We start from the raw sequence: 22818 nt of genomic DNA on the forward strand, positions 1-22818 counted from the left end.
CTTGGTCACCCGAAGCGGCCCCGAAAGGCCCATGCCATTCAATGTCATTGTGTCCACAGTCTCCGTTGTGGACACAGAATCCCTCAATGCTCCGCCAATGAATAGGTGCAGGGATTTTCGCGCTTACGATCAATGAGGCGAGTTCCGCCGATAGTTGGCTTCTGCTCAACCTGCACCGTCCTCATGTGACCTCGACGTCATTGTCGCTGTCCGATCTATGTTTGATCGAGATTAAAGTGCGGATCGCCCGGCTATGCGATTATGGAACATTTGATGACGTGTCCTGCGGATCAGGAATGCCAACGATAGAGTCGACACCGATAGAACGATCGCGCTGGGTCGCGCTGCTCGTCTCGCGCAGTCGGCGCAGAACCCTGTTGAGTCCGTTCTTCGCAAAGTGCGATGGCTTGCTCTTGATTGACCCACTCGCGCCGGTTCGGGAGTTTTGGCCGAACGGCGAGCGAACTAGAGAGTTCACCTGCTCACTCGTCCTCTCGAGTGGCGCCAAAAGGCTGGTCTGCGGCTTTATCGCCTGCGCTGAGCAGAAGCGCCTCGCCGCGGCCGGCATCGATGTGCGCGTCGGTTCGTGTGCGCAGTCGGTGGCTAGCCTGGTCCGCGTATTTGATGCCTTGCCATCGGCCGACTCACTTCAAGGGGACGACGTCCTCCACCACCCGGAGGCGCCTTCGCGCGGCGCGTCAAACCTCCGCCGGTCCGCGCCGCACTGACAGACACTAGCCCGGTCCAAGCCACTTCACGCGGTTTCCTCGACACGGCAACGACAGCACTTTAACCGAGATTAAAGACGCCCGGTTTGCGAGGGTCGAGCATTCGCGGGTGAGCAGAAGCCCGATTTGCCAAGCCTCTTACGGCAGCGGCCCTTCGGGAAGGACAATGCCTGTCGTCATTTGGCAAGGTCACCAACCCGGCGAGCCCGTCATGGAACCGCACACCGACCACATCGACCACCAGCAACAACGGCCGAGCCGCTTCAGCGCAGCGAACATTGTGCTATATGGCTTCCTGGCAATTGCCGCCTTCTATCTGATCGCCGAACATCGTGCGCATCTTCTGGGCTGGCTGCCCTGGCTTCTCATCCTTGCTTGTCCGCTCTTGCATGTGTTCATGCATGGAAAACATGGCGGACACGGTGGGCAAGGCGGCGATAGAAATTCATCGCCGCCGTCTGGTCAATCCTCGCACCAGCATTGATGATTCCACCGGAGCGCACTCATGTCCGAAAGTACTCCAGCTTATGGTCTATGGTCCCTCGTTATTCTGAACTCGATCGTCTTCATTTTTTTCGCCTTCAGCTTCTTCAAGCCGACAACGCCGCGAGACTGGCGTTCCTTCAGCGCCTTCAGCGCTTTCATCATTGCGCTCTTCACCGAAATGTACGGCTTCCCTCTGACGATCTACCTGTTCTCCGGCTGGCTGCAATCGCGCTATCCGGGTGTCGACTGGTTCTCGCATGACGCGGGCCATTTGCTTGAAGAACTGTTCGGCTGGCGCGCCAATCCTCATTTCGGGCCGTTCCACATTCTCAGCTTTATCTTCATCGGCGGCGGCTTCATCCTGATCTCCGCCGGCTGGAACGCACTCTATCAGGCGCAACGACAACACGAGCTCGCAACAACTGGCATCTACGCGCGAATCCGGCATCCGCAATATGTCGGCTTCGTGCTGGTCATGTTCGGCTTCCTGCTGCAATGGCCGACCGTGCTCACCCTCGCCATGTTCCCCGTCCTGGTGTTCATGTATTGGCGGCTTTCCAAGCATGAAGAGCGGGAATCTCTCGGCGAATTCGGCGACACTTATGCACGCTATATGCGAGAAGTACCGGCCTTCATTCCGCGCCTGTCGGCGCAGCGCGCCAATGCGAGCGGGTGATCGTAAGTCGAGGTCATCGTTCGGCCGATACGTCGGTGACCTCGCTGCCCCGTCTACTCAATCCACGTTAAAGTCTGCCGCCGGTTCGCACGCATTCTAGTAGGGCTTCGCGTCAATCGATTGAGAAAGCCCGATCATGGATGCCCTTGTTTTCAGAACCCTTCGTCGCCTTATCAAAACGGGAACTCTCACAATAACGACGGCCAATGGCATCGCCAGGACCTTCGGCGACGGAGCCGGATTGGTCGTCAAGGTCCGCTTCAGAACAGCGACGGCGCAGCGGCGAGTTCTGCTCGATCCGGAGCTGCGTCTTGGCGAAGCCTTCGTTGACGGCGACCTCGTCATCGAACAAGGCACCATCACGCAGCTCCTCGAGCTGCTTCTGTCCCAAGACCACAACGGCTCGGCGCCGATAACGAATAAAATGCTGGCTGGCCTGCGCTTCTTTCTCCGGCGGTTTGCGCAGAATAACGGCCGCAGGCGATCGAGGCGAAACGTCGCTCATCACTATAATCTCAGCGGGAAGCTCTACGAGCTCTTCCTCGACGAGGACATGCAGTATAGCTGCGCCTACTTCGAACGCGCAGACATGTCATTGGACGAGGCCCAGCAGGCAAAGAAGCAGCACATCGCTGCAAAACTGCTTCCCAACGGTCATGCGCGTGTGCTCGACATCGGCTGCGGCTGGGGCGGTCTTGCGCTCTACCTGGCTGAGACCTTCGACGTCCACGTCACCGGGATCACCCTTTCGACGGAACAACTCGAGTTTGCCAAGGCGCGTGCCGCCAGCGCTGCGGATCCCGGACGTCTAGACTTTCGGTCTCAGGACTATAGGGATGTCAGCGAATGTTTCGATCGGATCGTGTCCGTGGGCATGTTCGAACATGTCGGGGTCAATCACTATGACGCGTTCTTCCGGAAATGCCGCGACCTGCTCGATGACGAAGGTGTGCTTCTCCTTCACTCGATCGGCCGCTCAGACGAGCCTGGTTTCACGAATCCGTGGATCGCCAAGTATATCTTCCCGGGCGGATACATTCCGTCGCTTTCAGAGGTTCTGCCGGCGATCGAGCGGTCCGGGCTCGTCGTCACCGACATTGAAATTCTACGCCTGCACTATGCTGAAACGCTTAGACACTGGCGCGAGCGGTTCCTCGCCCGCCGCGCCGAAGCGGTCGAACTCTTCGATGAACGTTTCGCGCGCCTGTGGGAGCACTATCTCAGCGTCTCCGAACTTGCCTTCCGCTATCAGGGGATGATGGTGTTCCAGATCCAGATCGCCAGACGGCATGATGTCATACCCGTGACGCGGGGCTACATCGAGCGAGAAGAAAGCCGGTTGCGGGGCGTCCCCGTCACCAAGCCAGAGTGCGAAGCGCCCCATCAGACGTCGTGCGTCACGGTCAGCTGAACAATCGTGTGTCAATCAGCAATGGCTGCGCACAAATTCAAGTAAATCGATCTTTTTGTCGGCGCCAGCCCAGCTGCTCATAACGCGAGCCAGTCGCACAGAATGCGCGGAATACGCTGCTTGAAAAGGAACGCGGCCGCGCTGGCGAAGACAACGATCGCGCTGAGATGCCAGAGCAGCACCATCGCGCCGGTGTCCAGGCCGTGAAACAGATTGAGTGTCGTGGCGGGGACGGAAAAGGCCGACAGAGCGGCGACGACAACGATCGGTTCCCTCCACACAACGAGACCAAAGCGACTCAGGCTAAGGATAGCCAGAAAGATAGGAACTCCGACAATTCCGATGATAAGGGGGCATTGCGGGCTGCTTTCGAAGGCAAGGGCCCGCCAACCGTCCCGGAGGAACTCGAGAGCGACACTAGCAAATTCCACGACGAGCCAGAACCCGAAGGCGATCAGCGGTGCAAGGAGCCAAAGCCAAGAGCGCCCTGGGACGCGTAGCAGGAGGACCGTCACCAGACCTGTGACAAAGATCATCGCCGAGGTCGTGATCGAAACGACGAACGTAGGATCCGCCATTCGAGAGGCGATGTCCACGCGAAGCGGTCGCGCGAACGCGAGCAAAGGCAAGGGGATCGCGACAATAACAACCGTCCAAAGCCGGCGCGAGCGGATACGCCGTTCGACGTGGCGAGGCCTGAGATCCGCCACAAGCCTACTGATCAACTCTTCCGTTCGCACGCGTGGCCAGGTCACGGTCACCTCCAGCCGAATGTCAGCCCGCAGAACTTCAGCTGGCCTGGACCGACAACAAGAGCCTGTCGTCACGCCGGCGTTCGGCCGATTTGCCCAAGCGCTTGCGACTGGCGACAATATCGAGTTCGCAGATCGACCGCACATTGTTACAGCTGCCGTGTTTCGCCGTTCGATTCAAGCGAATGCGAAGAGGTGGCGTCTGTCGCCGAGGATGGCGCGCTCACGCCCGCTCTCATTGGACTTGATCGCTGGAGAATGTCACAGAAACCGGGCGTGAGCGTCCCGGAATGGTTATTACGACCACGATCTTGTAGCGATCGTTTCCGGGGAGAGTGACGAATCCGCCATAGGTGATCGTGTTCGCGATCTTCATGGGATCAAGCTGAACGGATTGTTCACCGACGTGACCCAGTCCGCCGACCCTGGCGGAGACTTGGGCATTCTCCACGCGCGCACCTGATTGCGCATTGAACACGGCCACGACGATATGCTGCTGGTGGCGTGCCGTGCCGGCGCTGCCATGCATGGTGCTCTCGGCGTGACTGATTGGATGGCCCCGGACGACGGATGCTGGCACGATGCCGAGATAAACCGCCAGGCCGTCCGCACTGCGATAGCCATCGTCCGCGGACGCGACGCCGAGCGCGAACATCATTGCGATGAGAACACCAGCGCAGCGCCGCCATATCCGGCCAACCATCTCCGATCTCCACCATGTCTCAGTCTCGCGACGGTCCTGGGACCCGACGCAAGAACGCACGCCCGACCTATTCGCCGCGCTGCTTCAACCAAGCGCGCATGCGATCGATTTCGGCCTGCTGGCTCGCAATGATCTCCCGCGCCAGGGCTTTGGCCAGTTGGTCCGATCCGAATTGAAAGACGGCCCGCGCCATGTCGATGGCGGCTTGGTGATGCGAGATCATACCCTTGACGAAAGCGACATCCGGGTCCTTCACCTGCATAGCTTCCAACATTGGCGTGTGCTTGCCCATCATTGCCCGCATATAAGCCTGCGAGGCCTGCGGCAAGGCCGCTAGGCACGCCGACATGTGCTCGCCCATCTTGTCCATCGTCGGGTCGCATTGCCGCTGTGGCGGCGGCGGCGGCGGCGCCGCAGCGGCGGGCGGTGCGGGCTTGCCTGCCGCTCCGCTGTCATGGTGCGCGTCTTGCTGCGCAACAGCGAGGGTCGGCGAGAGCAGGAACGCAAACGCCAGGATCGCTTTCATCTTGGGGGGCATTTGCATGTCCTCATCTAATTTTCCGTCAACCTGTCGCGGGCGCGGGGCCGTCGGATCTGATCTGCCGACAAAGCGCTGGTCGTTGCCGACCTCGCTTCCAGCAGGCGTTTCAAAGTAGAACGAGGCATGGTCCGACGAACTTAACTTCGATCAAGAATCGACCCGATCCGGACCTCGACATTGGACTTCTCGTCGGCAAGCCCGAGCGACCTGCGGTCGACGCTTGCGCATCGTCTCAACCTTCGCGCTTTTCGAGCTACGGTGACGCACATCGAGTTGGAGCGCGACGACCCCACATTTGGCCATCCAGAGAGGCCGAGAAGGCCCACGCCCATGGCTGGCCCAGGGTTAAAGAGGCGCCGGGCCGCTGGCGACGCGTTGTCGCCTCCCCCTGCCCCGGCGGATTGTCCAGATCGAGGTGATCTGCATGTTGGTCTCCGCCAAGATCATCATGATCTGCGGCAGCGGCAGCGGCAGCCCAGTTGTCCGTGATCCTTCTGGCGACCTTCAGAGGGTGGAGTCCATCATCGACAAGGATCGCGCCGCCAGACTGCTCGCCGCAGACCTTGCCGCTGACGCATTCCTCATGCTGACGGGCGTCGTTGCCGTCCATCTCGACTGAGGCATGCCCCAACTACGACCGGCTTGACGAGCGCAACCCGCCGAATTCGCGGCGCACCAGTTGCCACCGGGCTCCATGGGTCCGAACGTGGAGGCGGCCTGTCAGTTCGCCGAAACGTCCGAGCGAACGGCGGGCATTGGACGGCTGGAAGACGCCCGTGCGATTCTTGAGGGCAACGCCGGGACGCTGATCGAATCCGGACAAACGTCTGCGAAATGTCCGCCTCGGACCTATCTGGGTGCGGGACCGACGCGCCGCGCCGCCCCGTGGCCAGAACTTGATCTGCATTAAAGATTTCGAGGCACGCGACAGCGAGGTTTGTGATCAGGACGTTGTCGCTTCCAGTCTATGGTCAGCGCGGCACAGAACTCTATCGCCCGCCGTATCAAACCTCAGGCCGGGCCACCTGACGGACAAGGAAGAATGAGCTCACCGCACCCCCTTCACGACCACCACGATCATCATCAGCACGCGGGCGCCGTAACGTCGCACGAAGCCGGTCATGGCGGCGCCAAGATCGTCGCGGCAGCCGGGTCCAGCCATTCGGAACATGCCGGTCATGACCACGGAGCCATGGTCGCGGACTTCCGCCGCCGGTTCTGGGTCACCTTGGTTCTGACGCCTCCGGTCCTGCTCCTCTCGCCGATGATCCGGCATTACCTCGGGCTGACTGACGTCCTGTCCTTCCAGGGTGACGGTCTCGTCCTCTTCGCGCTCTCGACCATCGCCTATCTCTACGGCGGGTGGCCATTCCTCACCGGCTTCTTCTCCGAGCTGCGCAAAGGGCAGCCTGGTATGATGACGCTCATCGCGATGGCAATCTCGGCCGCCTATTTCTTCTCGGCGGCGGTGACCTTTGGTTTCCCGGGCGAACCGTTCTACTGGGAACTCGTCACCCTCATCGCCATCATGCTGCTCGGTCACTGGGTCGAAATGCGCTCGGTGATGGGCGCTTCACGCGCGCTGGAAGAGCTGGTGCGCCTCTTGCCCGATAGCGCGACCCGCATCGACATTGACGGCACGACGCACGACGTGCCCATCGCCGATCTCAAGCCGGGCGACCGCGTCATCGTTCGTCCGGGCGCCAAGGTGCCGGTCGACGGCGAGATCGTCGAGGGATCGTCAGGCTTCAACGAGGCGATGTTGACTGGCGAGTCGCGACCCGTCACCAAGACGGTCGGTGCAACGGCGATCGGCGGTGCGATCAACGGCGCCAACGCTGTCACCATCAAAGTAACCAAGACCGGCGATGCGACCTATCTCGCCCAGGTCATCGATCTCGTAAAGAAGGCGCAGGCGACGCGCTCGCGCACGCAGGACATCGCCAACAGGGCTGCCGCCTGGCTGACCTACATCGCCCTGGTCGTTGGCTTCGGAACGCTATTCGTCTGGTGGCTCTGGCTTGGCGCGCCCCTCGAATTCGCGCTCGAGCGTATGGTCACCGTCATGGTTGTGGCGTGCCCGCATGCGCTTGGCCTCGCTGTTCCTCTGGTGGTTGCCGTCAGCACATCGCTCAGCGCCAGCAATGGTCTTCTTATCCGCGATCGGGCCGCGTTCGAGCGGGCGCGCAATCTCGACGCTGTCGTGCTGGACAAGACCGGCACGCTAACGGAAGGACGCTTCGGGGTCAGCGACGTCGTGCTGCTTGCGGGCGGCAACGAGAACGCGGAACTCGCTCTTGCCGCGGCAGCCGAAAACCAGTCCGAGCACCCCATCGCTCACGGCATCGTCGCCGAGGCAAAGCGCAGGAATCTGACCATTCCGAAAGCCAGCGAGGTGAGCAACATCACGGGCGAGGGCATCGTCGCGAAGCTCGATGGCCAAGACATCCGCATCGTCAGCCCCGGCCATCTCGCCCGGCAAGGCAAGCCCATCACGAACGAGAAGCTCAAGCAGCTCGAGGCTCAGGGCAAGACGGTGGTGGCGCTCGTGCGCGATGGCGAACCGCGCGCTCTCTTCGCGCTCGCCGACATCGTCCGACCGGAATCCAAGGACGCGATCGCCGAACTGACGCGGCTTGGCATCAGGCCGGTCATGTTGACGGGCGATGCGAAGGGCGTCGCCGAGAGCGTGTCCAAGGAACTCGGCATCGCGGAGTATTTCGCGGAGGTCCTGCCCGACCAGAAGTCGGACAAGATCAAGGAGCTGCAGGCCCGCGGGCTTTCGGTGGCGATGGTGGGCGACGGCGTCAACGACGCGCCGGCCCTCGTTCAGGCGGACCTCGGTGTTGCCATCGGCGCCGGCACCGATGTTGCTGTCGAGTCGGCGGATGTCGTGCTCGTCAAGAGCGATCCGCGCGACGTCGCGGCCATCCTTGGCCTGTCTCGGGCCACCTATCGCAAGATGGTGCAGAACCTCATCTGGGCGACGGGTTACAACACCGTGGCGATCCCGATGGCCGCCGGCATTACCTTCGGCACCGGCTTCCTGATGACGCCTGCGGTGGCTGCTGTCTTCATGTCGGCTAGCACGATCATCGTTGCGATCAATGCGCAGTTCCTGCGCTTCTACCGCAGGCACGGGTAAGGGGCTTCGGCAGACTGGCCTCCGAAAGGGACGGCTGGCCTCTCGGCTATCAATCGGGCGCAACCGGAGGGGGACGGGCCAACGCTCGGCCCCAGGAAGCGCGCGCACTGAAGAGGCGGCGCTGCGGCGCCCAACCGGTGAAGTCTTTAACGTCCGTCAAGGACGAGATGCTCAACGCCGCGTGAGATCGGGTGCGCGTGCGGAACACGACATTTCAGAGGAGCCTCCGATGCCGGTCACTATCCCTGCTGAACGCGAGCAAAGCGCGCCAGTGACCCATGCCGGGACGGCGCTGCTTCCCGCATTGCCGTCCCCATCCCCTGACCGGCGTGAACCGGCACCGTCCGCCCCGGCAGCCGGCACGCCGTTCGATCCTGCGGAAATATCGGCCTATTCGATCGACGCCTGGCAGCGATCGGTTTTGTTCTGGGACGTCTTAAGAAAACGGGCGAACATCATGCTGGAGCACGAGGAGGCCGGCATGCCGCCAGTGCTCACCTTCCAGTACGAGATGCTGCTCGATGCGAGGCGATTTGAACGCCCGGCCAATTACGCGCTACTCCGGATCACGACCGCCGGCACCGAGCACGCGGATACGTGCGTCGACGACACCAAGCCCCCTGTCATCATCATGGATCCGCGCGCCGGGCACGGGCCCGGCATCGGCGGCTTCAAGCGCGAGTCCGAAATCGGCATCGCTCTGCATGAGGGGTTCCCGGTCTACTTCGTCAGCTTCTTTCCAGCGCCGAGCCCGCACCAAAGGCTCGTCAATGTCCTGCACGCCATGCATCACTTCGTTGACGAGGTGATCGCAAGACACCCCGGCAAGAAGCCCGTGCTTTACGGAAATTGCCAGGCCGGCTGGGCCGCCATGCTGGTCGCGATCCACTGCCGGGCGCCTGTCGGTCCCATCGTCCTCAACGGTTCGCCCCTCTCCTATTGGGCAGGAAAGTCGGGCGCCAATCCGATGCGCCTCGCTGGTGGCCTGCTCGGTGGAAGCTGGCTCACCCACTTCGTCGGCGATCTCGGAGACGGCCGTTTTGACGGCGCCTGGCTCGTCCAGAACTTCGAAACGTTGAAGCCCGAGGCGGCGATCTGGGACAAATACGCAAACCTCTACCTCGACGTCGATCGCGAGGAGGGGCGGTTCCTCGAGTTCGAGCGCTGGTGGAACGCCTGGTACAGCTTCAGCCGGGAAGAGATGGTCGAGATCGTTGACCATCTCTTCATCGGCAACGAGCTCGAGCAAGGCACGCTCGACCTCGGTGACTCGGTGAAGATTGATCTGCGCAGTCTCAGGAGTCCGCTGGTGATCTTTGCCTCCTATGGCGACAACATCACGCCGCCCCATCAGGCCCTGGCCTGGCTCAAGGCCGTCTACAAGACCACCGATGCCTTGAAGGAGGCGGGCCAGAGGATCGTCTTCATGACCGATCCTCGAGTCGGCCATCTCGGCATCTTCGTCTCAGCGTCGGTCGCGCGCCTGGAGCACCGCGCTATCCTCGAGAGCCTCGATGAGGTCGCGAACCTTGCGTCCGGCCTCTACGAGATGAAGATCTCAAACCCAACCAACGATCCCGATTGCCGCAAACCGCAATACAGCGTCGCCTTCGAAGAGCGGCGCGTCGAAGACCTGGCCTTCGACAATCCGCGCAAAGCCTTCGAACGGGTGCGGCAATTGTCGCAGGCAAACGAAGCGCTCTACAGCAACTTAGTCAGCCCGTGGGTCCAGGCCATGGCCACGCCATGGTCGGCCGAGGCGCTGCGATGGCTTCATCCGATGCGAACCAGCCGTTACCTGCTGTCAGAAAAGTTTTCGCCGTGGATGCATGTCATCGCGCGGCTCGCCGACGAGGTCCGCTTGAAGCGGATGCCAGTGTCGTCCGACAACCCGATGCGATCCGCCGAACGCACCCTCAGCAAGCAGACGGAAACCGCCATCGAAATCGCCCGCGAGGCACGCGATAGCGCGCAGGAGCGCATGTTTCGTCGGCTCTACAGCCATTGAGCTAGTCGGCAGCGCCGACGTTCTGGGATCCTGACGGAGCGCAATCCAGTCTCTCCCGACTGGCGCTGCCCTGCTGATCCGGACAGCTTTCATCTAGAGATCATCGCAAAACTTGATGCGGATTAAAGATTCAAACCTGACTATCGCCTAGCTCTCGCAAGCGGCGTCTTGAGCGAGGGAACGATGATGACGAAGCAACCCCATCAACGTTCGATGCCCACGCCGAGATCGGTGCCGACGTTGCTCGCAGCCCTGATGACGGCCTGTGCGGAATGGTTTCGCGTTTCAGTCGGATCGGGCCAGCCCTTCGTGCCTCCAGATATGCGGATGTCGACCTTGCCTGTTCGATCGCACCGCCGATTGAACGCAGGCTCGAAGCAGCATGGCCGCGGCTGAAGCAACCCATTTGAGCTGGAGCGCACTGTCAACCGTGCTCGTCGCAATGTTTGCGATCACGGTCGGCTATGGCGTTGCCTTGCCGATCCTGCCCTTCCTGATCGAGCAGATCGTCGGCAAGAGCACGCCGCAGGCGCTGTCATGGCATACGGGGTTACTGACGGGCGCGTACATCATTGCCATCTTCGTCGGCGCTCCGGTCTGGGGACGGATCTCCGATCGATACGGTCGCAAGCCGATCATCCTGGTCGGCCTTCTGGGCTTCGCCGCGACGACCGGATTCTTCGCTGTCACCGAAAGCCTGCCGCTTCTCTATCTCGGCCGCTTTCTCGCCGGGCTCTTCGCCGCCGCCATCACCCCGGTCGCCTATGCGCTCATCGGCGATCATGCGCCGTCGAAAGAATGGCGCGCCCATCGCTTCGCGCTGATCAATATCGCCGGCACCGCCGGCTTCTTCATAGGGCCTTTGCTCGGAGGGCTGGCGGTGCGTGTCGCTGGCAGACTCTGGGCCCTCCCGCCCGATCGCTCTCTTGCGATGCCGCTGCTCACGGCGACAGGGCTGGCCGTTATCGCAGCCGTGTTGGTCGCAATCCTGCTTCCCTCCGGGGCACGCCGCGAGAATGTCGATGTGACACCCCACGCCGCGCAGATCGAACGGCGCGCCATGCTGCGGCTCCTGGCGATCGCACTGGTCACGGCGCTCGCCATCGGAGTCTTCGAAGTCGGACTGGCGCTACGCGGAAAGGTCCTCGGTCTCGATGCCGCGCATATCGGCATCATGTTCGCCGAGTGCAGCCTAGTGATGGCGGTCGTGCAGACCTTGGTGTTTTCGCCTCTCATCAAGCCGGAGCTCACGCGCTGGTTCGTTGCGCCCGGTTTGGCGACGCTTGCCATCGGGCTGGTCATCGTCTCGCTCGTCAGTACGTCGGTCTTGATGTCGGTTGCGGTCGCGCTTGTGGCGGCAAGTGCCGGCATGCTGTCTCCGGTGGCGACCTACTGGGCCTCGTTCGGTATCCCGACGAGCCAAGGCGCGCAGCTCGGCCGCATGACAGCCGCTGCGAGTCTTGGTCAGGCCTTGGGATCCGTTGCAGGCGGCGCGCTATTCAACCTGCCGATCCTGCCGGATGCGAGCTTCCTCCTCGCTGCACTGCTCGTCCTGGCAACGCTATTGGCCTGTATCCGCCTGCCCCAGCTTCTCATGCGGGAACCGGCAGCAAGTCGATAGCTGCCCGGCGGGGCGAACGCGCGCAAGCCTCCATCCTTTTGAGACCATCCTTGAAGCCGATCTTCACGACTGGCGCGCCAGCATGGCCTTGAAGCGGTAAAGGGCAATCGCAACGAAGCCGGCCCCGAGCCCGGCCATGATGACAAGATCGCGCCAGACGACATCGATGCCAGCGCCACGGTAGAGCACCGCTTGCGCGAAGCGCACGAAGTGCGTCGACGGTGACAGGTCCATGATTGCCTGCAGAGCGCGCGGCATGCTCTCGAACGGCGTGAACGAGCCAGACAACAGGAACATCAGGACGAAGACCGGGATCGAGAGCAGCGCAAATTGCGGCATGGAGTTCGCGACCGTGGCGAGCAGGATGCCGAGTGAGGTGACGGCGAATAGATAGATCGCGGTCCCTGCGAGGAACAGTTCGATCGAGCCGACGATCGGTGTGCGCAGGATGACCTCGACCACGACGTGAAGGGAGAAGGCAGCGGCCAGAAGGATTACCAATCCGTTCGCCCAGACCTTGCCGGCGATGATCTCGCTGGCGCTCACCGGCATCACCAGAAGATGCTCGATCGTGCCATGCTCTCTTTCGCGCATCACCGCGGCGCCCACCAGAATGATGGCGAGGATGGTGACATTGTTGATGACGCCCATGCTTGCCGTGAAGCTGATGGCTTCGAGGTTGGGATTGAACATGGCGCGGATGACCGCATTGACCGGTGCGACCGCCTCGGCGGGCGCCTGCTTGAGGAAGCTTGTCGTCTCCTGCGCGACGATCTCCTGGATATAGGCTGTGCCGACGCCGGCCTGTGAGATGCTGGTGGCATCGACATTGACCTGGACGGCCGGGTCGCGGCCGGCCAAGAAGTCGGCTTCCAGCCCATGCGGGATGTCGAGAATGAACGTGAAGGCGCCCTTGTCCATCAAGCCGTCGAGGCTCGATCGGTCGATTTCGACCGCCGGCTGAAAATAAGGCGGCCGCAACGCGTCCTTGATCCGGCCGGAGAGAGTCGAGCGATCACCGTCGATAACGGCCACCTTGGCATCGTTGACATCCGTGCGCATCGCGGTCGCCTCGGAATAGACCGCGAAGGTGAAGACGTAGGCGATGAGTACGACCATCACGACGTCGCGCGACAGGCTCGCGAATTCCTTGACGCCGAGACGGAAGGCGTTCTCGATCCAGCGCCGCATCGCTACGCCCCCTGCTTGCGGATCAACAGCCGCGCCAGCAGTAGGAACCCGAGCGCGAACCCCACCAGCACGAGAAGCTCGCGGGCGAAGGCTGGCGTGTCGAGACCCTTGGCAAACACCCCGAGGCTGATCGTCTGGAACCAGAGCGCCGGAAAGGACAGGCCCATAATGCGTCCCGGCCCCTCGAGCGAGGAGGCCGGGATCAGGAATCCCGAATAGTGCGCCGCGGTCATGGCTGTCAGGATCGCTGTGCCGAATATAGCCGCCACTTGCGTCGAGACGAAAGCCGAGACCAGAAGCCCGAAGGCCGTGGCGGCGAAGACATAGACGAGGGCTGCGAGCGACAGCGCCAACAGCGAGCCCTTCGGTACGACGCCGAGCACGCCGCCAGCAAATACCAGCAGACTGAGATAGCTCAACACCCCAATCGCAACATAAGGGAGCTGCTTGCCGAGCAGATATTCGCCGACCGTTGCCGGGGACGCATAGACGTTCGCGATCGACCCCATCTCCTTCTCGCGAACGACGCCGAGGGCTGTCAGCATCGCCGGGAAGATGATCAGCAGCAACATGATCGATCCCGGCGTGATCGCGAAGACGGAGCGGAAATCCTGATTGTAACGAAAGCGCGGTTCGACCCGCAGCGTCTCGGCCGGCAGTCCGTTGGCGCTTCGGGCGGCACGCGCGAGCTCCCCGGCGTAGGTCTGCAGCGTGCCAAGGATGTAGGCGCGCGCGGTCTCGGCGGGGAAGGTGTTGCCGCCGTCGAGCCAGAAGCCGACCTCCGGACGGTGGCCCTGCAGCAGGTCACGGCCGAAGCCGGGCGGGATGTCGACCGCGAATTTCAGCTCGCCGGTGCGCAGGCGCCGGTCGATCTCAACATCGTCGTTCAGGCGTGCCTGCTCGACGAAGTACCGTGAGTTCGAGAACTGGTCGAGGAACGCCCGGCTTTCCAGCGACTGGTCGCGGTCGAGTACCGCGTAGCGCAGACCTTCGATGTCGAAGGAAATCCCGTAGCCGAAGGCCGCCATAAGCAAGAGCGGGCCGATCAGGGCGAAGGCCAACCGGATGCGATCCCTGCTGAGCTCGAGCGTCTCGCGGCGCGCGAACGTCCAGATCCGTTTCATGGAGGCGAGCCTCGGCTTCTGCACCGCCATGGCATCGTTGTTCCGCATCGCTGAGCCAGGCTCGACCGCGCTGCGCGCGTCATCCACGGGCGGCTCCTCGGCCCCGGTCGCCGCCGCATCCTCCAGATAAGCGACGAAGGCATCCTCAAGGCTCGCTGCGCCCCGCGCGGCCTGGAGCTCGCGCGGTGCGCCGACCGCCAGCACGCGGCCCGCATGCATGAGAGAGACGCGGTCGCAACGCTCGGCCTCGTTCATGAAATGCGTCGAGATGAAGATCGTTACCCCGTCGCGACGCGACATCTCCAGTAGCAGGCTCCAGAAGCGGTCACGGGCCGCCGGATCGACGCCCGAGGTGGGTTCGTCCAGGATGAGTACATCCGGACGATGCAGGCATGCCGCAGCCAGCTGAAGGCGCTGGCGCATGCCCAAGGGCAGGGCGTCCGGCAGCGTTTCGGCTACATCACCGAGTTCGAAGCGCGACAAGGCCTCCTCGACCCGCTCACCCAGCCCTTTGCCGCCGATGCCACAGAGCCGCCCGTGCAGTTCGAGATTGCCGCGCACGGTCAGCTCTTCATAGAGCGAGAAGGATTGCGAGACGTAGCCGATCCGCGTCCTCGTCGAAATGTCGCGCGCATCGACCGGTTTGCCCAGGAGCTCGGCCCGACCTTCGGTGGCCGGAAGCAGCCCGGTCAGCATCTTCATCGTCGTCGTCTTCCCGCACCCATTGGAGCCGAGGAAGCCGAAGATCTCACCACGTTCGATGCGAAAGCTCACATGATCGACGGCGGTGAAATCAGCAAAGCGCATCGTCAGGCCTTCGGCCACGATGGCAGGCGGTCCGCCGTCCAGTTCGAGACGTGGTACGGACGGCGCCACCCGCGCCCCGCGCCGCTCCGGGCGCTGCAGCTCGATATAGGCTTGTTCGAGAGTGGCGGCACCGGTCCGCGCAAGCAGCTCCGCCTGGCTCCCGTCGGCGATAATCGCGCCATCGTCGATCGCCACGATGCGATCGAAGACGCCGGCCTCCTCCATATAGGCTGTCGCCACGATCACCGTCATGGTCGGCCGCTCGGCCTGGATGCGCGCGATCAGCGTCCAGAACTGGCGGCGCGACAAGGGATCGATGCCGGTCGTCGGCTCATCGAGGATGAGAAGATCCGGATCATGCACCAGCGCGCAGCACAGCCCGAGCTTCTGCTTCATCCCGCCGGAGAGTTTTCCCGCCGGCCGATCGGCAAAGGGAAACAGCCCGGTGACCCGCATGAGCTCATCGATGCGCCGGCACCGGCGATCGTCCGGCTGGCTGTAGAGCCGGGCGAAGAAGTCGATGTTCTCGTAGACTGACAGGGTCGGATAGAGGTTGCGTCCGAGCCCTTGTGGCATATAGGCGATCCGAGGCGCGGCCTCGCTGCGGTGCGCCGCCGAGGCCATGTCACCGCCCAGCACACCGACCGAACCGCGCTGGATGCGCCGAACTCCTCCGATCAGGCCAAGAAGGGTCGACTTGCCGACCCCGTCTGGGCCGACGACGGCAAGCTTGCAACCCGACGGGATGGACAGGGCCAAATCGCGAAGGGCGACCACCTTCCCATAGGTATGGCGGACGCCCGACAGGCTGACGGCTGCAGCAGGCTTAGCCTCCATCGGGTAGCCTCGGCGCAAGCTCGGTCGGCCAACTCGCGTCTCCCGTCACCTGCACATAGGCGTTGCCGGTCATTCCCGCCTTCACATAGCCGCGCTCGGAGGCGACCAGCGCCGGGTCGATGTGCAGCTTGACGCGATACATCAACTTTTCGCGCTCGTTCGCCGTCTCGACAAATTTCGGCGTGAACTGCGCGTCGGCGGAGACGAAGGACACGGTCGCCGGCAGGACATAGCCGCCTGGGCCGTCCAGCACGAGGCGCGCTTGCGAGCCGACGGCCACGCGACCGGCGGAGGCCGTCGGAAGATAGATCGTCATATGTGCGTCCGAGAGATCGAACACGGTCAGCACTCGACCCCCGGTGCCGACAACCTCGCCGGTTCGCGCCAGACGATACTCGACGCGGCCGGACACCGGCGCTCTCAAGGTCATGTCGGTGATAGCCGCCTCGATTTGATTGACCTGCGCCTCGGCGACTTCGACCGAGGCCTTGGCGTCCTCGACCGCGGCCTTCGCGGTCTGCAGGGAGGCGCGCGAGATGTCGCGTTGCGCCGTCCGGCGATCGAGCTCAGCCTGTGTCGACGTGTTGGTCCGCATGAGCTCAACCACACGCTGGAGCTCGACTTGCGCAAGATTGAGTTCGGCCTCGCGCAGGGCAACGCTCGCCTGCGCGCTGGCAACGTTCTGATGGCTGCGGTGCACCGCGGCGCGCGCCGCCGTCAATTGCGCCTGTATCTCGTTCGTGTCGAGCCGCGCGAGCACATCTCCCTTGCTGACATTGGTGCCCTCGTTGACCAGTACTTCCGCAAGGCGGCCGGCATATTTGCTGGTGATGTCGACCCGCTCGACCTCAATCCTGCCGTTCACCCGCGCCAGGCCCGCCGGCACGCGGTTCTGCGTTCCAAGCCAATAGACATAGGATCCGGCTGCCGCGGTCGCGACCAACACGGCGATGACGACAATGGGCGATCTGCGCACTTTATGGTCCCTCGAACAGCGAGCGCCCGCCAAGCAGGCCGATCCGGCGGTGTTTGATCCCCATCACTCGACCAGAGCCAGGCCCGGCCGTCCCGGCGCTTCGCGCTCGAGACCGGTGGTCAGCTTGGCAAGGTCATCGGGGCCCAGCGTTTCGCGCGCAAGAAGTTCGCGCGCGCTGCTATCCAGCACCGAACGGTTGCGCTCGAGGATCGAGCGGGCCTTCTGGAAGGCGCGGTCGATCAGGTCTTTCACCATGTGGTCGATGGCCTCGGCCGTCTCATCGCTGTAGGTGCGCGGCCGCCAGACCGGGGTCTGGCCGACGAGGAAGCTGCCCGTCTCCGGCTCATAAGCGACCTGTCCGAGCTCCTTCGACATGCCGAACCGGACCACCATGTTGCGCGCGATGTCCGTCGCCTTGACGAGATCGTCCGCCGCGCCTGTCGAAATCTCGTCGAACACCAGGCTTTCGGCGGCCCGACCGCCAAGCAGCACCGCCATGCGATCCTGCAACTCGGACTGACTCATGAGAAAACGATCTTCGGTCGGCCGCTGCAGCGTGTAACCGAGCGCCGCGATGCCGCGCGGGATGATCGAAACCTTCTGTACGACGTCGGTCTGCGGCAGCGCCATGGCGACGAGCGCATGGCCCATTTCGTGATGCGCCACGATCTGGCGCTCGCGCGGAATGAGAATCCGGCTTTTCTTTTCCAGGCCAGCGACGATGCGTTCCACGGCCTGCGTGAAATCGTCGAGCACGGTGGCGCTCGCGCCGCGGCGGGTGGCGACCAGCGCGGCCTCGTTGACGAGATTGGCGAGATCAGCGCCAGTGAAGCCTGGTGTGAGCGCGGCAACCGCCGCGACGTCGAGTTCGGGGGCCACGCTGATCTTTTTCAAGTGCACGTTGAGGATGTCGATGCGGCCTTGACGGTCGGGGCGGTCGACCAGGACCTGTCGATCGAAGCGGCCGGCCCGCAGCAGCGCCGGATCGAGAATTTCGGGCCGGTTCGTCGCCGCCAGCACGACGATGCCGACACTCGGATCGAAGCCGTCCATCTCGGCGAGCAGCTGGTTGAGCGTCTGCTCCTTCTCGTCATGTCCGCCGCCGGGCATATCGACGCCGCGGGCGCGGCCGAGCGCGTCGAGTTCGTCGATAAACACGATCGCCGGGGCCTGCTCGCGCGCCTGCTGGAACAGGTCGCGCACGCGCGAAGCGCCGACGCCGACGAACATCTCGACGAATTCGGAGCCCGTGATCGAGAAGAAGCGGACGCCCGATTCGCCGGCGACGGCGCGCGCCAAGAGGGTCTTGCCCGTCCCCGGCGGTCCAACGAGAAGCAAGCCCTTGGGGATGCGCGCGCCGAGGCGGCCATAGGTCGCCGGGTCCTTGAGGAAGCCCACGACTTCGGCCAGCTCCTGCTTGGCTTCATCGACGCCCGCCACATCGGCGAACGTCACCTTCACGGACTTATCGGCATAGACCTTGGCACGGCTGCGGCCGATGCTCATCAGGCCGCCATGCTGCCCGGCCATCATCGGGCGCAACAGGAACATCCAGATCAGCACGAACATCGCCGCCGGCATCAGCCACGACAGCAGGTTTTCGAAGAGGCCCGGCGCCGGTTGTCCCGAGAAGGAAATGTTGCGCTTGGTCAGCACGTCGGCGATCTGCGGATCGACGCGAACCGTGGAGAAATGCTGCGGTGCGTCCTTCTCGAGCGGCGGCTTGTACGCGCCGGTGATCTCCGTCGGTCCGACCACCAGGTCGGTGACGCCATCCTTTTCGATCAGGCCCTGGAATTCGCTGTACGGGATGACCTTGATGTGGCCCTGGCCGACAAGCAGGTCCCGGATCAGCAGAACGGCGAAGAAGACCGCGACAAAGTACAGGATGTCGAACTTGAAGACCCGCTTGGCGGGCGCTTTATTGTCACTCTCCATCGACCGCATTCCCGTACTTCTTTGCCGCGCGACGGGCCAATGCGGTTGATACCATCAGCCAGGCACGGCATCGTTCGACGCATCTGTGAGCGTCAGGGCCCACGGAAGTTCGCTGCTGAAGGCGAACCGGGCCCCGCTCGGCCCTGAAAATGCGCGCCCGGGACGGCCGAAACTTTAACTCAGATCAAGATTGCGTCCGGAAAGTCGCTGACCATCAAGCGATATGCACGCCCTCGCGCACCAGCGGAAATGCCGCTCAGACGCGTCGGCGGGGCCGGCACACAACGGCGAGAACTTAATCTCGATTAAAGAATCGGGCGGCCGCGCGGGCTTTATCGGGAGCCTGTCTTCGCCTTTGCGCAAGAAATCATGAAGCCGCGCCCGCGTTCTGATGCAGGCCGAGACGAGACGACGAAAGACGAAGAATGGCCCCTGCCCCCGCCCAGAAGACGTCCGCCCACGTCATCATTGCTCTCCCCGGCAACGAGGCTTTTGCGCAAGCGCTTGTGAACGCCGGCGCCGGCGAGCTAGGCGCAATCGAAACGCGCAACTTTCCCGATGGCGAAACCTATCTGCGCCTCGCCACGGAGGTGGCGGGGAAGGCGGTCCTGCTGGTTTCGACGCTGGCGCGTCCCGACGACGGCTTCCTCCGGCTCGTCTTTCTTGCTGACGCGGCGCGATCGCTCGGCGCGGCCACGGTCACGTTGGTCGCTCCCTATCTTGCCTATATGCGGCAGGATCGCCGCTTCCGGCCGGGCGAGGCCATCACCTCGCGAACCTTCGCACGCCTGATTTCGTCCAGCTTCGATCGGCTCGTCACCGTCGATCCGCATCTGCACCGCTATCCCGCGCTTTCGGCGCTCTATGAGATCCCGGCGCTGACGCTTCATGCCGCACCACTCCTGGCCGACTGGATCGCCGCGTCGGTCGCCAAGCCGCTCATCATCGGTCCGGACGAGGAAAGCGAGCAGTGGGTCTCCGCGATTGCGGCACGGATCGGGGCGCCGCATGCCGTGCTACGCAAGATCCGGCATGGCGACCGCGACGTCGAGATCGCGTTGCCGGACCTTTCGCAATGGAACGGATTGCAGCCGGTTCTGGTCGACGACATCGCTTCGTCCGGCAACACCCTCATCGAAGCGGCAAGCAAGCTGCCCCCGCTCGGATTTGCCCGCCCCGACGTCGCCGTCGTGCACGGCATTTTCGCCGGCGACTCGTATGAGCGGCTGGCGCCGCTTTGCGGCAGGATCGTCTCCTCCGATTCCGTCAGCCACCCGACCAACGCGATCGGGCTCTCGCGGCTGATCGCCGACGCGCTTGCGGCCGCCGATGCGCCCGATCCCGAATTCATTCGTCACCGCCGCCCACCCGAGCCGGTCGATGACGTCGAACGCGCCGGCATCGATTCCTTCCCTGCAAGCGACCCTCCGCCCTGGACCGGCGGGGTCGCGTAAGTCGGCCAACATCCAGAAAACAAATCCACCCAGGAAAGGCAGCAGCGCATGGCCGCGACGACGTCCCCAGCCTTCGAACACTGGCGCGCCGGTTACGGCCCGATCAGGCACAGCGACGAGACGGTCGCGCGCATTCGCGCGCTCGCGCAATCGCCCAAGCTGAACCCGGACGCGCTTTACCGCCTGCTCGCCGCCGCCGACCGGCTGACCGCTGCTGCGATGTGGACGGTCGTCCACATGACCTATGCCAAGCGCGTCGACCTCTCCGGCGCGCCGCTACCGGCCGAAGCCTTCAAGGCGGCCCCGGAAGGGCATACCGGTGGATCGCTGAACATGGTGCCCGCCTTTGTCGGTTACCTCACCGCGAACGCGCTCTCGGCCACCACCCGCTCCTGGGTGATGGGACAGGGCCATTGCGTCGCCGCGATCGAGGCGATCAATGCGCTGACCGGCGATGTCTCCGATGCGCAGAAGGGACGATACGACCGCAGCGAGAAGGGCCTGTCCCAGCTTGCCGCCGATTTCTATTCCTACGCCATCGATGCCGGCGGCCGCCCGGCGGTGCCGATCGGTAGCCATGCCGGACCGAACACGGCCGGAGCGATCTCCGAGGGCGGCTATCTCGGCTTCGCCGAGGTCCAGTATGTCCATGCGCCGCTGCCGGGAGAGAGCCTGGTCGCCTTTCTGAGCGATGGCGCCTTCGAGGAGCAGCGCGGCTCTGACTGGACGGCGCGCTGGTGGCGCGCGGAGGATAGCGGCCTCGTGGTGCCGATCATGATCCTGAATGGGCGACGCATCGAGGAGCGAGCGCAGATCGCGCAGCAGGGCGGCGCTGAGTGGCTCGCCGAACATCTCAGGCTCAACGGCTTCGATCCCTTCGGCATCGACGGCAAAGACCCGGCGGCCTTCGTCTGGGCGATCCTGACAGCCGAGGAACGCCTCGGCCGGTTTATCGCCGAGCCAGGCCGTGCCTATCCCGCCCCCATTCCCTATGTCATTGCCGAGACGGTGAAGGGCTTCGGCTTTCCCGGCGCCGGCACGAACGCCGCGCACAACCTGCCACTGGCTGCGAACCCCTCGCGCGACGCAGCTGCCCGTAAGACCTTCAACGACGCGGCGCGGGCCCTGTTCGTAACGCCTGACGACATCGAGGAGGCGGTCGCCGCGATCGCCGTCCATGGAAAACAGAACCGGCCAGCGGAGAGCAGCCACCCGCTCGCGGTCCGCCATCCGTCAGCGCCGGACCTGCCTGCGTCCGGCTGGACCGAGATCGGCGCGCCGGCCGATTGCGCCATGCACGCGCTCGACCGCTGGTTCGTGCGTCTCGTCGACGCCAATCCCGCCCTTCGGGTACGCGTCGGCAATCCCGATGAGCTGAGTTCTAATCATATGGGTGCGACCCTTGAGCGGTTGCGCCATCGCGTCAACGCGCCGGAGATCGGCGTCGCCGAAGCACGCGACGGCGGCGTGATCACAGCGCTGAACGAGGAGGCGGTTGCCGCCGCGGCCCTTGCGAATAAGGGCGGTCTCAGCCTCATCGTCAGCTACGAAGCCTTTGCGATGAAGATGCTCGGCGGCTTGCGGCAAGAGATCGTGTTCGCTCGCCGCCAGCGTGAGGAAGGCAAGGAGCCGGGCTGGATTTCGGTGCCGCTCGTCGTCACCTCGCACACCTGGGAAAATTCGAAGAACGAGCAGTCCCACCAGGATCCGACGCTTGGCGAGGCGCTTCTCGGCGAGATGTCCGATACGGCGCGCGTGCTCTTTCCCGTCGACGCCAACAGCGCCGTCGCCACCATGGCCTCGGTCTTCGGCGGCCGCGGACAGGTCGCCGGCGTGATCGTCTCCAAACGTGACATGCCGCATCGTTTCGACGGCGAGGCCGCGACCCGCTTCGTCGCCGATGGTGCCGCCCCGATCGAAGGGCAGGCCGAGGACGCGGAGTTGCAGATCGTTGCGATCGGCGCCTACCAGCTAGAAGAGGCGCTCAAGGCCGCGCGCCGTCTGAAAGAGCACGGACGGCGGGTTCTGGTGACGGCGATCAACGAACCGGGCCGCTTCCGCATCCCACGCGACCCGATCGAGGCGCGTTTCGTGGCGACGGACGACGCGCTCAACCGCCTCTTCCGTGTCGGAGTCCCTCGGCTGATCGTATCGCACACGAGACCCGAGCCGATGCTCGGCCTCTTGCGACGGCTCGACGGCGGGCCGAAGCACACCGCGGCCCGTGGCTATATTAGCCGCGGCGGCACGCTCGATGTCGCCGGCATGCTGTTCGCCAACCGCTGCTCATGGGCGCATCTGATCGACGCGGCTGCCCCTTTGGCCGGCTGGTCGCGTGAGGACTTTCTGACGATCGTCGAACGCAACGCCATCGATGGAAAAGGTTCACCCGCCGATCTGTCCACCCCCACGCATTGAAG

The 22818-nt window shown here is 63.6% G+C and carries 16 protein-coding genes; 9 read left to right on the forward strand and 7 right to left on the reverse strand.

Going from position 1 to position 22818, the window contains the following annotated elements:
* Nucleotides 1-939 precede the first annotated feature (939 nt).
* From ACO2RV_RS21535 to ACO2RV_RS21545, 3 genes are all read left to right on the forward strand, one after another.
* A complete protein-coding gene (locus ACO2RV_RS21535; RefSeq protein ID WP_423296292.1) occupies nucleotides 940-1212 on the forward strand; it encodes a DUF2933 domain-containing protein in 273 nt (90 codons plus the stop codon).
* A gap of 21 nt (nucleotides 1213-1233) precedes the next feature.
* A complete protein-coding gene (locus tag ACO2RV_RS21540) occupies nucleotides 1234-1890 on the forward strand; it encodes a methyltransferase family protein (RefSeq protein ID WP_423296293.1) in 657 nt (218 codons plus the stop codon).
* A 136-nt stretch (nucleotides 1891-2026) separates the two neighbouring features.
* Nucleotides 2027-3301: a class I SAM-dependent methyltransferase gene (locus ACO2RV_RS21545; RefSeq protein WP_423296294.1), complete on the forward strand. Its 1275-nt coding sequence runs from the start codon at nucleotides 2027-2029 to the stop codon at nucleotides 3299-3301.
* Nucleotides 3302-3378: 77 nt separating this feature from the next.
* Here the strand turns inward: ACO2RV_RS21545 and ACO2RV_RS21550 are convergent, their stop codons facing one another.
* The 3 genes from ACO2RV_RS21550 to copM all read right to left on the reverse strand — a co-directional run bounded on the left by ACO2RV_RS21550 (nucleotide 3379) and on the right by copM (nucleotide 5294).
* Nucleotides 3379-4056 carry an NrsF family protein gene (locus ACO2RV_RS21550; RefSeq protein ID WP_423296295.1) on the reverse strand — a complete coding sequence of 226 codons (678 nt, stop codon included), beginning with the start codon at nucleotides 4054-4056 and terminating at the stop codon, nucleotides 3379-3381.
* Nucleotides 4057-4288: 232 nt separating this feature from the next.
* On the reverse strand, nucleotides 4289-4711 hold the full coding sequence (locus tag ACO2RV_RS21555) for a hypothetical protein (RefSeq protein WP_423296296.1): 423 nt from the start codon (nucleotides 4709-4711) through the stop codon (nucleotides 4289-4291).
* Between the two features lie 112 nt (nucleotides 4712-4823).
* The gene (gene copM / locus ACO2RV_RS21560) at nucleotides 4824-5294 is read right to left on the reverse strand and encodes a CopM family metallochaperone (RefSeq protein ID WP_423296297.1); all 471 of its coding nucleotides are present in this window, start codon (nucleotides 5292-5294) and stop codon (nucleotides 4824-4826) included.
* Nucleotides 5295-5721: 427 nt separating this feature from the next.
* On the opposite strand from copM, the gene ACO2RV_RS21565 reads away from it, so the two are divergent.
* The 4 genes from ACO2RV_RS21565 (at nucleotide 5722) to ACO2RV_RS21580 (ending at nucleotide 12071) form a co-directional block, all read left to right on the forward strand.
* Nucleotides 5722-5916: a hypothetical protein gene (locus ACO2RV_RS21565; protein WP_423296298.1), complete on the forward strand. Its 195-nt coding sequence runs from the start codon at nucleotides 5722-5724 to the stop codon at nucleotides 5914-5916.
* Between the two features lie 573 nt (nucleotides 5917-6489).
* Entirely contained in the window at nucleotides 6490-8442 is a 1953-nt protein-coding gene (locus ACO2RV_RS21570; protein ID WP_423296299.1) for a heavy metal translocating P-type ATPase, read from the forward strand.
* 229 nt (nucleotides 8443-8671) lie between these two features.
* Entirely contained in the window at nucleotides 8672-10450 is a 1779-nt protein-coding gene (locus tag ACO2RV_RS21575; protein WP_423296300.1) for a DUF3141 domain-containing protein, read from the forward strand.
* A gap of 382 nt (nucleotides 10451-10832) precedes the next feature.
* Nucleotides 10833-12071, forward strand: a complete 1239-nt coding sequence (locus tag ACO2RV_RS21580) for an MFS transporter (protein WP_423296301.1) — start codon at nucleotides 10833-10835, stop codon at nucleotides 12069-12071.
* A gap of 63 nt (nucleotides 12072-12134) precedes the next feature.
* Here ACO2RV_RS21580 and ACO2RV_RS21585 read toward each other — a convergent pair whose 3' ends face one another.
* The 4 genes from ACO2RV_RS21585 to ftsH form a co-directional block, all read right to left on the reverse strand.
* Nucleotides 12135-13262, reverse strand: coding sequence for an ABC transporter permease (locus ACO2RV_RS21585; RefSeq protein ID WP_423296302.1), 1128 nt, complete (start codon nucleotides 13260-13262; stop codon nucleotides 12135-12137).
* 2 nt (nucleotides 13263-13264) lie between these two features.
* A complete protein-coding gene (rbbA, locus tag ACO2RV_RS21590; RefSeq protein ID WP_423296303.1) occupies nucleotides 13265-16030 on the reverse strand; it encodes a ribosome-associated ATPase/putative transporter RbbA in 2766 nt (921 codons plus the stop codon).
* Nucleotides 16020-16916, reverse strand: a complete 897-nt coding sequence (locus tag ACO2RV_RS21595) for an HlyD family secretion protein (RefSeq protein WP_423296304.1) — start codon at nucleotides 16914-16916, stop codon at nucleotides 16020-16022. Before ACO2RV_RS21595 ends, rbbA begins: the two co-directional genes overlap by 11 nt.
* Nucleotides 16917-17069: 153 nt before the next feature.
* Nucleotides 17070-18944, reverse strand: coding sequence for an ATP-dependent zinc metalloprotease FtsH (ftsH, locus tag ACO2RV_RS21600; protein ID WP_423296305.1), 1875 nt, complete (start codon nucleotides 18942-18944; stop codon nucleotides 17070-17072).
* Between the two features lie 425 nt (nucleotides 18945-19369).
* Here ftsH and ACO2RV_RS21605 point away from each other — a divergent pair, with 425 nt between their 5' ends.
* Entirely contained in the window at nucleotides 19370-20398 is a 1029-nt protein-coding gene (locus ACO2RV_RS21605) for a ribose-phosphate pyrophosphokinase (RefSeq protein ID WP_051443749.1), read from the forward strand.
* Nucleotides 20399-20446: 48 nt separating this feature from the next.
* Nucleotides 20447-22816, forward strand: coding sequence for a xylulose 5-phosphate 3-epimerase (locus ACO2RV_RS21610; RefSeq protein WP_423296306.1), 2370 nt, complete (start codon nucleotides 20447-20449; stop codon nucleotides 22814-22816).
* Nucleotides 22817-22818: the final 2 nt, after the last annotated feature.

Source organism: Ancylobacter sp. VNQ12 (assembly GCF_049445835.1).
GTDB lineage: Bacteria > Pseudomonadota > Alphaproteobacteria > Rhizobiales > Xanthobacteraceae > Ancylobacter.